The sequence below is a fragment of the Hahella sp. NS-SX17 genome, from assembly GCF_057367735.1.
This window is the reverse complement of the sequence record NZ_CM170632.1, coordinates 3,201,748-3,217,496: the sequence shown is the minus strand read 5'-3', so window position 1 is coordinate 3,217,496 and position 15,749 is coordinate 3,201,748. Positions and strand designations below refer to the sequence as shown.

Sequence of the window (15,749 nt, the reverse complement as noted above, 5' to 3'; positions counted from 1 at the left end):
ATAAAAAGCCTCTCTAAAATCAAGTCGGCATTTTCGTCAGTAAGTCCAAGAATGCAGTCCAATAGAACCCGTCCGGACCTGTCATATATTTATACATCGCAAACTCCATACAACAATCCACATCCTTATCACTTACATAGGATAAAACGAAAGGTGCATCACAACTATATATTGCTAACAGCCATGCACAGCTAGCAATCTCACAAAAGTAACGACTCACGATCTTCTTCCCCTCTGAATACCTGCTTAAGCGTTTCAAAAGAGATGTAACTAAGTAGTCGTCATTAACACAAACAAAGCTATCTATGCCCCAACCTTTTTCGGAACATGAAGAGGCATCCATATACACAAAATCAAAATTCATGGTCAGATCTTTTATCAGCCTTTCAAATACATCTTCCACCGAAATATAAAATCGTTCCTTTAGTGGGTAGTAGTTAGAAAACAAAAAATCCACCCAGATTTCGACCATTTCTATACGTTCTCTATGATTACTGCACAAGTACCGATACGACAAAGGAAGAAAATATAAAACCTCCTCAACTTCTCCACACGGCAAATTAGCATTAAACAAGACCGCATAATCGACACCTGTAAGGCTATTGTCTTTTTTAGACAATATTGACGCCAAATAACATTCACCATATTCAGAGAGCGGGTCAGAAAGAAATGTCGGCCGCTTACATCCTTTAAGTCCACACCATAAACTTTCATTAGTCATTCGTATTAAAACCCTGGGCAATTTTTTGCGTATCCTAAGGCAGCGCACGAACTAACAATCTTAGATGCAGTAGTGGCCTCGCGAATATGTATCGTGTCCCCCCCTTTAAAACAAGTTCCGTTGAGTCTATTTCTCGCATCTACACATGCTTGCCCTTGAATCATCTTTTCCATTATCACGGAGCAGGAGTCTAACTGAGGGTTGCATGACCTCGGGGCCCTACATGCATTATTCTTTGCATTTTGCAATTTGTCTAACTGAACTCTTGTGCAATCACCGGGAGGACTTAATGCATCACCAGGGATAGTAAACTGATCCAAGTTATCTTCGCTACTGGTGCATGCTTCATAACCAGCATATGCCGCAAACCCGAGAAACAATATCCCACCCACTATCTCCCCTGCAGGTATAGGGCCATCAGCAGCAGAGGCCCCTCCCCACACGGCAAGACCAGTCCTAAGAGTTTGCAATGCCTCAAGACCATAGGGGTCATTAAATAAAATAGGATTCTGGTAGGCATACCCATATATATTAACCCCTGCACTTAAACCTTTAGGGTCTCTTTGAATATAGCGTCCCAAGCGTGAATCATAGTCACGATAATAGTTATGATAAAGACCCACCTCTTTGTCTTGATACTGACCTGGAAATCGTAAATTATTCTCAACTTCATTAATATATATCTTTATCCCACCAAAAGCCTCATAGCCCGCTTCCCAGACAACGCGCCCACCTCGATCCATCATCTGAATAGGTACACCAACGTGGTTATCTCTATAATAATATACATCTCCATTATCACGCTGAAACAACGGACTCGCCATCCATGCATTACCCGGGGTATAGTGATACTCTTTAATTAGAACACCGAACGAATCATACTCGCCAACCATGCCGGACTGGTTATATAGAAAGTAAGTTTTGAGCCCATCGACCTCCTTCCACATGCGATGGCCAAATGGATTATAGCCATAGCGCGCCATAACTTCACCGCCACCCGCCTCAACTCGAATCAAGCGCTCTTTGTTGTTATAGATATATTTATAGGTTGGATGATCTCCATTCTTATCAATACTTTTACTAATCAGGTGGCCATTATGGTCATAATGGTAATAGGTATCGCCTTGGCGAATCAGTTGGTTCGCTTCATTATATTCTAGCTCTTCTCTCTCTGGCCGCGCCAAAATGGTATGCGCCACTCTATTGCTCACACCGTCGTATTCAAACGACTCATCTTGAAGATTAAAAGCATCGCTTTCAGGGTAATCCGCATCAATTAGACGATAGAGCTTATCGTAACTATAATGATAGTCTCCGTGCTCAGTGGACTGACTGGTAATATTGCCGACACTGTCATACCCCAAAGTCACTCTCGCGATAGGGTTGTTAGCCGGATCGTCCAGTTGGTTCTCTTTGACTCTCTGTAGGCCGTCATAGATGCGGTTGATCGTCATCCCTCCCGGAAGTGTAATCTGTGTCGGCTGGTTCCAACGGTAGCGGTTAAAGGTTAATAATCCTTCGCCAGGGATATTAATTGTCTGGATCTGCCCTTTAGGATCATAACCATAGGAGTATGTAACATTCTCAGGATTAGCGTAGGTTCTGACCCTTCCGTTTTTGTCATAGCTATATTTAATAGTTTTGCTGAACGGACCATAATTAATCGTGGACTCGATCAACTGCCCCATTAAGTTATAACGATATTTCCCTAATGTATCCCCGTCATCATAGGTTTCTATCTGACCTAGACTGTTATAGGTAAACGTTGTTACTTGCTCCGGCGTTACGGCAGTCTCCGTCGCAAAATATTCTATTTTTTTTAATTGATCCGCCAAATCATAATGATAAGAAATCTTCTGGCCATTCGGAGTAATCTCTTTAATCAGGTTTCCATTTTCATCATAGAAATAGGAGCGAGTCACCGCATTGACGCCATCTGGAAAGCGGCTTTCACTTTGGACCTGATTATTCTTGTCATAGGTAAACCCAGTGACTCGATTTTCCGGGTCAATGAGTTTGATCAGGTTATCCCGGCCGTCATAGGCTAGTTGCGTGACGCCCTGTTCCGCATCCGTAGATTTAACGACACGCCCAAAAACATCGTACTCAAACTGGGTGCTATTGGACTCTGCGTCCGTCAGGTTACTCACCCGCCCAATTGAATCTCTCTCAAAAGTCGAGCGTTGCTCCTGCCCATCAAACTTATTAGTGACAGCAGCAGCCCAGCGGGACTTATCGTAATCAATTTGTTGCGTAAAAGTAGGATATTCGGCTTCTTTAACCAAGAAGTCGTCAAAGAAATAAACGGTTTCGTTTCCATTAGCATCTCTTTGATAGTCAATCTGACCATGTGGCGTCTTTCGAATCAGAGACTGATTACCTAGAGCATCCGTGAAAGTTAACACTCTATTGTTATGGTTATATTCAGATTTAAATACAGATCCATAATGGTTAGTAACGCTAGTCTGCTCATTTAGCTTGTTATAGCCATAGCGCACTTCACCAGTATTCGGAAGAGTAGTTTTAATAAGGTTTCCGGCAGGATCATATTCAAAGCTTGTTACGCGTTTTAGAGGATCTTCTATAGACAGAAGATTACCCGCGTCATCATAGCTATATGTATAAACGCCGCCTTCAGGACGTGTTTCCGTTATCGCTTGGCCCAAAGCATTATATGTATATGTAGAGACATTGCCTTCCGGGTCGACGACAGACTTTGCATTACCATAGGTGTCAAGATTTTCGGTATACGTCGCCCCGCCGATGCTTGCCGTACGCTTAGTATCACTGTAGCTATAAGTGAAGGAGCGACTTTCTATTTCACCAGACTGGGTGTAGCTGGTCAAGCGCGCTCCCCCATCATAGCTATAACTATGCTTGACGCCCTTGGGGTCAATACGCTCTAACGGCAGATTGAAAGCAGCATGGTACTTGGCGGTTTCCTTGCGCCCATCTTGATAGCGGATTTCAGTTTTGTTACCCCAAACGTCTTCAACGTATTCGGTCGTTTCACCGTAGCGGGTAACCGTGCGAATTTTATTTTTTGTGTCGTAAACTATCTTGTTAACTAGCTCTCCGTTGACTTCTCTTTCATACAGGAGCTTTTCATTTCGCTTCTTTTCAAGTAATTGATCAGTCGCAGAAGTCAATAAAACCCCTTGCCCACTACTAACAGGCCCGGAAGATCCTTTATCCGTTGAAAGAAACCCAATGCCCGTTGGTTTCGGCGCATTACGGACTTTAACTTCCTCGACCGTCCCATCGGGTAATTTCTTTGTTATTTTATAGAACTCGGCATTTTCTTTTTGGTTAATGGAAATATTTTTCAGATATTCGTATTTGTAAGAAGTAGCGTCTCCGTTGGCCAGTATTATTTTCTCAAGTCGATTATCGTCAAACTCATATGAAGTAGCGTTGCCATTTGGATCTATACGCTGGGACAACTTGCCTGAGTGATAGACATAACGCCAGTCATAACCTCGCGCATCCTTGACGGACTGTAACTCTCCATCAACATAGACGTAGGACACCTCGCGCCCTGAGTAATCCGTGACGGAACTTGGCGCCCTGGAGTCGCCTGAGTACTTTATGTGGTAAAGCGTCTGATTGAACTTATCTACGACAGACTCAATTCGCTCCTGAGTATCCCGATTTAGCGTGTATTGGTTAGCAATATCTCCATAGGATAATGTTTTGCCTTCTTCATCATATTTAATCCAGTCTCCCTTACGATTACGCCATTCATAGCCGCCAGTTACAGGCACAATGTGAGCGCTGTCGCCACCAAATCGGGCCATGCCTGCTACCCGCTCATAATCAGTATCAAACCGGCGTATTTTTCCCCATTTTTTATAGCCCGATAACCCAGCGGCTTCTCCTTCCAACTCCAGCGGCTTAGGATCAAAGTCAATTGAGCCGCCTCCCGCAGAGCTGTTGTTGGCGAACTTCACTTTTACTTCCTGCTTGATAAACTCCAGATCCGCCCAGCGCGCGTTCCAGGTCCACCCTTTACCAGGACGATAAGTGCGTGTCAGACGCACCCCGTCACCTAGCGTCTTTACGTACAAGTCTTGCTCTTCCAATACGAAGTCCGCCTTATAGTCCGGCTCCTGCTTCAGAAGAACTACACCTTGCTCCGCGGAGGCGGTTTGGAGGCCAATGGAGGTTAGACAAACAACAAAGGCAGCATATTTAAACAATCTCATAAACACCGCTTTTACTACTGAATTCACTTCAAACATCCTTCTAATTACCACTGCCTTGACCTGCACCGCTTGAAGAACACTGACCTCCGCCACCGGCATCAGGTCCAGGGCAGAAACCTCCGCCCGCCGCATTTTCCACCGGTGATTCAGGGGTAACCGTAGTGCCAGAACCACCCGGGAAGTAGCCCCCGATCGATACTCCACCTCCGATTCCGCCACCGGCCCCATCACCGCCACTGCAGGAGCCCCCCATCGCGTTCATCATCATCTTCGCCGCATTGTTAATAATGCTTCCGATGGCGCACATGGCGGAGTAGTTACAGATAGCCTCATAGTTATGTTGCGCACACCCTGCGCCAGAAGCATCACCTTGGGCGCTCGGGTTAAAGTCCTGTAAGGCGACGACACGATAAGGCACTACAACCACCTGACCAGGCCAAAGGGTTTCAGGCACTTCCGCCATATATTCAAAGCGCGCGAATTCATCGCCGGTGGGCAGCGTTGTGATGACATTCTCAGCCTTTACCAAGCCATAGTTCGTCAAACTGAACTCGCCCTGGAACACTTCGCCTTTCTTCATCATCGGCAGGTTGACCGACATGGGTTCGAACAAGACAACTGGGGCCGGGACGTTGGTTTCGTAGGTGGCGTTCAACACCACTTCGTAACGGTCTTCCAGGGTGATTTCACGCACGGAGAACTCCACCGAGATCAGTTTGTTCATCAGGAACACTTCTTCGCTGGTCACCGCGCCCGCACGCACCCAGATACGTCCGCTCACGCTGTCATGATCAAACGCGCTGGCCCGATAGGTATAAGAGCCAGTGGATAGGTTCTCCAGGAAACCATCGCCGAATTCATCCGTTGTGATTTCATAGGTTTCGCTGAGCACGTCTTCGTTCTGCAGCGAAATGCGCACTTTCGCCAGCCCTGGAATCAGGCCGCCGTTTTCAGCCTTGGTGGCGGTGTATATATCCGAAGTATGGAAATGCACGCCGCCGATGGTGGAGTCCGTCACCGCCACATCCACAATGTAAGGCTGGGTCGGCAAATTATCACCCTGGATCAACACCTTAAAGCGGTAGTCGCCTTTGGGCACAGCCGCATCCGGACGGAACGCCAACTGGATAGTGCGAGACTCATTCACCGCAATATCCCCCAGACTGCGATCGCCCACGATACGCACCCACTCAGGAGCTGGCGCATCGTATTGATCCACCAGGGACAAGCGCGCATTGGTCAACGTTTCCAGCCCGCCATTGGTTACTTTGAATGTTTCCGCCTGCTCATCCCCCAGCCTGACGCCAGAGGTGATGTAGCTTGGCGATACCTTCGCCAACGGCGCCGCCGCTGACAGATAATATTGCACCGTCAGCAACGCCAAAGGCTGCTCCTGGTTGTCCGTCATAACCTTGAAGTAAAGACGTCCATTTTCTGGAGCCAGATTATCGCCCGTCAGCTTCAGCTTGAGATAACCAGTAGTATTCGGCGCGATAGCCTCCAGCGTGGAGCTGCTGACTTGCAGTCCATCCGCCATTGGTTTTGGCTGTCCGTCTTCATCCAGCTCCGCCGCCCACTCCAGACGCACATTGGTCAACTGCGTACTGAAACCGGCTTTGACGCGCACGTCCATGCCATATTCATAGTTTCTGGGGACAGACACCTTGTATATGGCAGGGGCCACAGATGCGCCTTCTACAATGAAACGGCCGTGTTCCGGACGGTCCAATTTGTCTGGATGGACAATGGAAACGACATACTCTCCGGTGTCGTTAATGGTCGGCGTGTAGGTGAACTCGAACTGGCCTTCAACATCAGTAAAGGCGGCGTACCGGCGCTCAAAGCCGCGCACCTTCATCGCCACTGTCAATATGGCGTTGGCCATCGGTTCATTGCTGGCGCGATCAATCGCACGTCCCTTGATTGTCACGGTTTCACCAGCGAACGCTTTGGCGGGCTCTACAGACGTCAGCTCACCGTAATAAGGCGTCTCCTGTAACGTCACTACTTGAGACGCGCGTGTACCAGCGATCGCAACATGCGTATCGCGGCCAACCTGGTAGTGCAGCTTGTCAATCTCCAGACGCAGCAACGCTGCCTCCGGGACAGAAGACGACACAGGCACGTCGAAGTATTCCGTGACGTACTCGCCGCCCGCTGGAATACGCGCCACTGTGGAGCGGTCCGTGGTGGTGACGACATCTCCAGTCACTTGCTTGATAGAGGTCGCGCCATACACGTTGCCAGCGAAGTCCTCAAGGATAAAGCGAATGTCCGGTGAGGCGTTCTTGCCGCTGTTCGCCGCCATGAGAATCTCAGACTCCACATCGCTGACATTTTCCAGTCTGAAACGCGCTTTTCCAGTTGCGCCACGAACGAAGTTCAGCGTCTCCAGAGTGGCCACCAGCGCAGACTGGCCAACGGCTACCTGGCGCCACTGACGAATCTCTACGTTCTCACCCGCCTGCGGCGACCACAGAATGCTGATATCGAGATCCGCAAACGCATCCAGAGATTGGTATCCGCCAATGACAACGCCCACGTCGGAGAAGCTTCCCGGTTCAACAGCGAAGTAGTCCGAGTAGTGAGACTTGGCCGCTCCCGCGACGTTCACCGTCACTTTCAAACGCACACGTTCAATCTTGGTCACGCCGCTATTGGAGACGCGGAACAACACTCGATTCATGACGCCACGTTTGATCGGCTCAACGCTGTTTTCAGACTCGTCAGCAGGCTTCAAATCAACGCTCAGCGCGGGCAGCAACAGGCTATGGCCAATGCTTTCCTTGCCTTGGTTGTCTTTCGCCACGACAGTGTAGAAGCGCTCTTCCACCGAGCCGGAGCTGAACTCACCCTCGTTGTAACCCAGATCTTCATAATCCGCGTTAGTCAGCAGATCAGCATTGAGCTTGACGCGATCTGCGTCATCGCCAACGTAAATATCGTATCCAGCGATACTGGCGCCATTGTGGCTCCAGTTGACCACCGGACGGCTGTCGTTTTCCAGCAACACGCTCAATTGATTAACAGGCAGCAAATCCGCATTCACATACTGAGTGTTAGAAGGCGCGGACTCATTGCCTGCGCTATCCAAGGCTGTCACCACGTACAGGTGCTCAGTTTCCGAAGGTTTGCTATCCAGAGCGACTTCTTTCGGGAGATTATCCTGAAGCGCCGCAACGCCAGTAAGATCAATATCCTCCGCCGTTTCCGGCAGATTCAGTCGATAGACGTTGTAACGTAAATCATCGCCCGCTGGCGCTTGCCATTGCAGGTGCACGCCGGAACCGCTCAGCCTGGCTTGCAGGCCGGCAGGAGCCATCGGCGCAGTAGCATCAGAACTGATCGTCACAGACACGCCAGGCGCACTGACAGTCGTCTGCCCGTTTTCACTACGCAGAGAGGCAATGGCGTACTGATATTCGCCATCAGCCAAAGGCGTTGACTCACCGTCGATGTAGCTATCCATCAACACGTCGTCGAATCGCTTCCATTCTGACAACTCGGCTTCACCGGGCGCTTTACGATACAGCGCATATCCCGCCGCGCTGCCGACCAGACTCCAGTTCAAGGCAATGCGTCCACCAGCTAAGGCTTTGCCCATCAACTGATCCGGCGCGCCTAACGGAGGCAACTCTCCCTGATAAACCTGAAAGCGTATGTGCGCAGGCACAGGCTTGGCGGCGTTACCAAGATCGTCCTGGGCGGAAAGTAAAAAGCCGAGTTGTTCCGCGTTGGGCTGCCCATCCTGATCCTGCCCCGCCGTCAACGGCAATCGCATGCGCCCAACGTAGACTGGGCGTCCCTCCTGGGAAGAGCCGTCTTTGCTCAGCGTAATGCCGTCCTGGTAATCAGCAATAACCGTTGGCGCGCCATTTTCCTCAATAAACGGAACTAGCTTCGGCTCCTCTCCTGGATTGACGTCATCCGCCAGGGTCAGGACAACTTCAACTTCTTTGCCGGCCGGATCATCGTTACGAATCGGCGCAGCGGGGTTGACTGTCAAAGTACGGACATCCGGCCCTTGCGTATCAATGCGCAGATCGCTACCGCTTACCACTAGTGATCCACGATTACCGACACTATCAAACGCCGCCAGCACAGGCGTCACCACACCAGCAGGCGTAGTCGCTTCGATTTCAAACTGGCCGCGGTATAAAAGCTCATCATCAAAATCCCGCTCCAGCTCGACTGTCAGCGGCAAGGCATTTTCCATCGCCAGCGCAAAGTAAGGGGGATTACGCAGAGGCTCATCGAAAGTCACGGCCAGATCCACCAGGCCAGGCCCAAATCGGCCGCTTGCTTCATCCTTGGCGCCGTACGCCATGTATTCGACTTTGACCGCCTTTGGCGCTTCGCTGTCGGCTTTTACGTCTACGACTTCGGATAGCTCACTCAAGCTACCCAGCTCATTGACGCTGGCTACGCGATAGAAATAAACGCCATCGGTGAAAGGAACATCCGTATAACTGGTTCCGGTAATCAGCTTCTGATTTACCGGCGCGCCAGCTTCAGCAATTGTGCTGAATGAATCGGTAGAACGATACAGGTTATACCCTTTCACTCTGGGGTCATTGACCGGCATCCATCCCAGCGCCACTTTACCCAGCGCTTTTCCGACTGCAGACAAACTTTGCGGCGCGTTCGGTAGCGTGTCGTCCAGAGTCACGGACAGAGATTCGCTGGCGGCGCTCACTTTGGTACGCCCAACGTAGGTCGCCTTGGCGGTGATCACATTCATGCCGTTCTGCAAGGACACCACACCAGAGAACACGCCCGCTTCCGCAACACTGTACGTTTCTCCTTGCGCTTCACCGTTCACGAACAACTGAACCAAAGTATTTGCAGTTGCAGTTCCCGCCACATCGACTTCAACCTTGTTGGTGGTGACGCCGTTGAGCGGCGCGGTCAACTGTGGGGCCGACGGCGCGGCCAAATCAACGCTGACAGGAATATTCTTGATCTGCGTGACATTATTGAGATTGTCATAGACGGACACACTGATCGTGTGAGCGCCGTCAGTCTCTCCCGCCAGCCACCAGGCGCGTTCGAAATCAGGATCAGCGTTCAGATCCATTCCCCAGCTCTCGCCATCCTTCTCAAATTCAACTCGACTGACGCCGGCAGGGTCATTGGCTTTTACAACGACCTTTCCATCCATCGCCAACGTCGAGCCGCTCAGCTGCGCGGAACCATTCGCACTAACAAATTCGACAGATACAATCTCAGGGCCGACGTTATCTTCTTCCGGCTTGCCTGTCACAGCAGCCACTTGCGTTTCTTCACCGCCGGAGAGGTTCACAGCCGTCACGGCCACGTAATAGGTCACACCGTTAGACAGACCTGCAATGTTGCGTGTAAGCGCACTGCCGCTGACGGTTGTTTTGGGAGCCATGCCAGCAACACTGGAAAATGCAGCGTCTTGCGCATAGATACGGTATTCCTTTACCAGACTGGCAGGCTGGGAGGCTTGCCAGCTTACCTTCAACTGACCACTTAACGGATCAATCGTCACGCCAGCGGGGTTAGCCAACAGCGTCACGCCAGGATTGGCGACTGCGTCAGACTCATTGCCAGCCAGATCATAAGCTGTAATGCGAATCGGGTTCGCAGAAGCGGCTTGTAAGCCTTCGACTGTAAAGCCCACACGTCCATCGGAAATGTTCGCTGAGGCCAGCGGAATATCTTTAACCTCTTCGCTGCCCGCCTTGTTCACATAGACTTTGTAACCCGCCAAATCGCCCGCGGCGTTCGCATGTTGCGCCCAAGACAGATCGATGGAAGTTGATGCGGAAAGCGCCCGTAATTCAGAGACAGGTTCTGGTTTGACAATATCTTCAGGCGTAACTGCCTGAGCGGTTACAGCCGTTCTCTTCAGACCTGCAGCATCCTCCGCCACAACAGCCAAATAAACAGTCGCGCCACGCACCAGACCGGCGAGTTTGAATGTCTTAGAGCCAGATGGGGGGGACGCCGCCGGGGTCATTCCTGCGATATCAGAGAAGTTCGAGCCTGATACGTAAATATGGTAAGCAGCAATGTCATTACCGTTGGCGAATTCGTCGTAAACGGTCCAATCCAACGCCGCCTCCGTTCCGTCACCTTTTCCATCAACGGTCAACGTCACTTGCCCTGGCGCCGTATCATCGAAACGAATGTTGGCGATGGTAGGTGTGCTGGCGTTGCCGGCAGCGTCAATAATGACAAACTCAAATCTATTATCGCCACGCTGAAGGTCCATGAGCAGATCAAAGGTAGTTTTGTCTTCGCTGGCGAGCTTCTGAACGCCATTTACCCATACGCTTGAGTTTTTCTCTCTTGTGCCTTTAAAGCGGTACGCATTGACATCAGTGACATCAGGGAAAGCCTCAAGCTGTGGTGATGCTGGTTTGGTCGAATCAAGGATGAACGTATACGCCTTGGGAGCGGAGATGTTCCCATGAGTATCAGCTACCTTGACGACAACTTTATAGCTCCCTTCGAGCAAAGGCGCAGTTGCTGTAAAAATGTATTCACCTGACGCTAAGGCGAGTTCACCTGTTACCGCCAAGCCATTTCTATAAACAGCGACTGACGCTCCTTTCAATGAGAGCCCACTGGCGCCAACATCCTCCGCCTTGACGCGAATGGAATTGTCACTACTGTTGATGATTCCCGAAGGCGCCATCAGCAGTACCTCAGGCGCTTGGCTGTCTACATTGATAGCCAGTATGACTTCTTCTGAAAAGTTGCCTGCCAGATCGCCAACTTTCAATGACAGTTGGTTGTCACCTTCCTGCAAAGCAATATTGGAGACGCTCCAGTTTACGTCTTCTTGCCCTGATACTCTTTTACCGTTGAGCCACAAGAGCGTCCCAGGTTCTTTCACACCACTGAGATTAATGATTCTGGCATTTATCAATACAGGTGTTGAGGCATTGTGCGACGTTACAGTAGGCGCAGCAGGCTTTTCGGTATCCACGACAAAGGAAGCAACGAAAGCATCATCGGCTTCATTAGGCGCACCATTTTGGTTCTGGTCCATTCCAAGACCATCTTTTGTCTTGATATCTGGGCCGACTGTTAAGCGATATGTTCCATCTTTCAAGGGGGCGGAAAAACGAATGCGGTATTGCACCCCATCTATTTGATCTAAGGCAGTGATGGAAACAGAAGAGCTGTCACCAACAAGCAAAATGTCGTCGATAGAAAACGAAGCAGGATCAATCTCATTGACAAACGACAGCGTAATTTCCTGCACTTTATCAGCGACATATTCAGTCACAGACAAGCCAGTAACATAGGTATTTATATGCTTTTGTTCAGTGTATACGGTGCCGTCCTGTCCAGGCGTAAACCCTGAATGTCTGGCCTTTCCGCCGTCTACTTCTACTTGCGATGCGAAATCAAACGCGTTCAGTACAGAGTAATAAACAGCAACACGCCCACCGGCGCCGCCGCCAGCATAATCACCAGCCCCGCCGTTAGCCAGAATCCGCCCACTGCCTGACAAAATGCCGATATCAAGCCAAATGGAGCCGCCACTTCCCCCTCCGGTTCCAGATTCGGACTGTGATTTAGCATAGTCGCCATCCGCTTTCACTTCTCCGTCAAGATTCAGTCGATCCGCAATAATTTTTACGGCGCCGGCTCCTCGCACACCAGAACTGCCATTCCCCCCAGCGCCCCCGGTCCCAGGTAGAACCGGCTGACGATAGTCTCCATAAGCGGATTTATTCTCTTGGCCGTTGACCAGCGTTCCGCCCACACCACCATAACTTCCACCACAATGTGCGCATACTTCAGCGTCAGGGAGCCCTCCCCTTCCGCTTACATCAATCCTGGAACCAGCCTCGACATTGATAGAAGACGCCTTAACTATCAACGCTTGCGTGAGCGATGCAGAGGGAACGCCTGTGGTCAGCACACCCCCATTTTTCAGCGTGATTGTTTTCCAGTTCTGATCGCTAAAAACAGTGTAAGTAAAATTATCAACGACCAGCTCATTATTAGGGAGTGATAAGTCTCCTTTAGTGTCAAAGCCTCCACCTATGAAACTATATTCATCAGTAATATTGAGTTTATTTCCTGACTGCTGCCATACACTATTAGTAAAGAAGAGGCTTCCAATTTTAGCATCGCCTTTTTGGGCGACATGGACATTGAAGGCAACAAGCTTTAGAAAGTTTGCATCAATTACTTTTATTCTGGCGTTATAAATCTCAACGGGCATTGGGTACGAGCCACTCAGGCCAGTCCTGGCGACATTAGCGTCATCCAAGCCTCTATTGTCGATGATTAGCTTCTCTTCGCCACTAACCATATTTCGTATAAAAATAGTTCCCGCAGCGCCACTTTCATAGTTTCCGTGTACACGCCTACCGCCAAGGGCCTTAACTTGAGTGGAAACATCAAAGGATTCGAGTTCGTCGTAGTATATAGCTACGCGACCACCGCCACCGCCACCGCCTTCAGTAGTATTAACTCTATTACCACCATTTGCGGCGATAGAGCCACTCCCAACAATAACACCAGCTTCAATCCACACAGAGCCGCCGCTTCCGGCCCCCATGCGGTTTGCGCCACCAGAACCATTCGCCAGGATCTTCCCATCCAGCTCCAAACGATCGACAATTACCTTTATCGCTCCACCACCTGTTGAAAAGCTTGTATCGTTGTTTCCAGCCCCTCCAATTCCCAGGTCATGTGGGCGACGATAATCTCCAAACACATTTTTATTTGGCAGCCAGTCATGACTTCCGCCTTCCCCACCATAGCTACCGCCACAGTATGCTCGCACCTCAGAATCTGGCGTCGCGCCCTTACCACTGACATCAATGGATGAACTTTCATCAATCGATAAATGACTCAAAGCAAGCGTCGCTTTAGCTCTATCTGGAGTTACAATTTTCCCTCCATTCACGAGTAAAATATCGCCAAAAGTATGATTACCTGAGATCGTTAGCAATCCACTGTCAATTAGTATATTTTTGTTTTCGTATGTGGAGGCGTCATCCCCGATAGTTGCTTCATCAGTTATAACAAAATCCGCAAAGAAAGAATCGAATGACAATTTAAATACGTCATCACCTACTTCTCCGTACAGAGCATCGCCATCCTGATCCAGGCCTATGACATCTCCAGAAGAAATATTTGGCCCAACTTCCAATATGTAGTGAGCCCGATTCGTTATTCCACCAACCACCTCTACAGCATACTTCACATCATCAAGCTTCTTAACCTTGATACTCTGCTCGCTACCATCCTTCATCAGCCGAACGTCATCTTGTGTAAATGATGATTCATCGATTGGCGACTCGAAATATATTTCTATTTCAGAGCTTTCTGTCAGCGTAGATTTGTCTGATATAGACGCGCCCACTATTTTTGCGGGCTTGGACTGAGGCTCGATTCCGGTCAAGGCCGCATCGTAATGCGCTTTTATTTCTCTTTCAGAAAGAATATGAGAATAAAATACTGCGCTATCAATAAGCCCGTCGAAGTTGAGATGCGTATAGTTATAGTCATAGTGCGCACCAATAACCAACGGAACAGATGGCGTAGTTATAAGTGTATTTTCGTTTGCAGGAACACTATGAACAAGTTCCCCATTGACATATAGACTTGCGCCCACTCCATCTTTGTAACTACCAACAAGGTGATACCAGTTACCTAATTCAAACTCTTTAGGTGAAGTCGCCCAAATTAGGGCTCTAGGCGCATTTATAGCGAATTGAAACTTTCTTCCCGTTTCACCATCCAGCCTCAGCGCCATTCCTGGATAACCGTTTCCATTCATCATTTTTGTAATGATGCCTCGGTATGCGCCGATCATTTCCGGCTTAACCCAGGCTTCAACAGAGAACTCTTTTAGGTTATGGCTTGAATTATGAGGGACAATAGCTCTTTGCCCCTTTTGATAATCAAAATACGAGGCCGTATGATCAGCACCAGAAATTCCTTGAGTCAATTGAGTAGGCTGAGTGATGTTTCCGTTTATATTTCCGATGGAGTCAATTAATTTCCCTTCATTCTCAGGAAGCTCCCAAAAACTTATAGGATCACTATCAGAGACTACTTTTCTATATATCTCCTCTTTTCGTGTCGGAAAGCTAATGAGCTGGTAATGTTTGTTAATCTCCCCCTCATTAAGCGCATGATCATATATTGCAACTTCATCGATAACGCCCTCGAAGCGATACCCAGACCAGTTACTGAACTGAATGACGCCTGGATTTTTCGTAGGCATTCCGGCAATTTCTAGCCGAGACCGTTCCTGACCGTTTAGATATAAAATTAAGGACGAGCCATTATAAGTACCAACCAAATGGCTCCACGCGTTTGCCGGCACATCCTCTTGACCAACACATACAGACTTAACAACGCCTATACGCACATACAGGCAATAGCTTCTGTTTTTGCTTTCATACAGCCCCCAGTTATAGTTGCTGCCGCCGTGTGAAAATAGAAATGAAGAACTCCCATCCGTTCCAGCCTTATATGGTTTCAACCAAGCTTCTAAAGTAAGCTGTTCCATTGCAAAGGAGGAATGATCTGGAACGGACAGTCCACCGTTTGCAAATGACTTAGCAGAGTCGCTCGGGAGAACGCCTAATTCTACAAGCAGATTTCCTTCAACCTTCGCCAGATGTCCATTGCCGCTTTTGTCTTCGGCGACATTTTGCTCTGATGTTTCATTCAGCCTCCAATATGCAATAGGAGAATCAGCCAACACCGCAGCTTCATATGAAGCGCTTTGAGGCGAGTCAGAAGATGGGGCGGCGTAAATGATAGAAGCCCCCAAAATTAGTACTGCCGATAGACTTCTTTTAATTACATTTAGT

General features: G+C 49.2%; 5 protein-coding genes and 1 pseudogene. All 6 read right to left on the bottom strand.

All coding sequences use genetic code 11. The features are described from left to right. Positions 1–19: 19 nt before the first annotated feature. Positions 20–721, bottom strand: a complete 702-nt coding sequence (locus AC2IBB_RS14440; RefSeq protein WP_486333532.1) for a hypothetical protein — start codon at positions 719–721, stop codon at positions 20–22. Between the two features lie 5 nt (positions 722–726). Beyond that, complete coding sequence (locus tag AC2IBB_RS14435; protein WP_486333531.1) at positions 727–5,058, bottom strand: RHS repeat-associated core domain-containing protein; 4,332 nt, start codon at positions 5,056–5,058, stop codon at positions 727–729. Further along, positions 4,967–12,832 carry a hypothetical protein gene (locus AC2IBB_RS14430; protein WP_486333961.1) on the bottom strand — a complete coding sequence of 2,622 codons (7,866 nt, stop codon included), beginning with the start codon at positions 12,830–12,832 and terminating at the stop codon, positions 4,967–4,969. The genes AC2IBB_RS14435 and AC2IBB_RS14430 overlap by 92 nt, the downstream gene beginning before the upstream one ends. A gap of 515 nt (positions 12,833–13,347) precedes the next feature. Next, positions 13,348–13,518 (bottom strand): hypothetical protein, encoded by a 171-nt coding sequence (locus AC2IBB_RS14425; protein WP_486334021.1) that lies wholly within the window; start codon positions 13,516–13,518, stop codon positions 13,348–13,350. A gap of 27 nt (positions 13,519–13,545) precedes the next feature. Further along, a complete protein-coding gene (locus AC2IBB_RS14420) occupies positions 13,546–13,692 on the bottom strand; it encodes a hypothetical protein (RefSeq protein WP_486334020.1) in 147 nt (48 codons plus the stop codon). 712 nt (positions 13,693–14,404) lie between these two features. Continuing rightward, positions 14,405–15,442 (bottom strand): annotated as a pseudogene (locus tag AC2IBB_RS14415) (LamG domain-containing protein); the annotation flags it as partial. Positions 15,443–15,749: the final 307 nt, after the last annotated feature.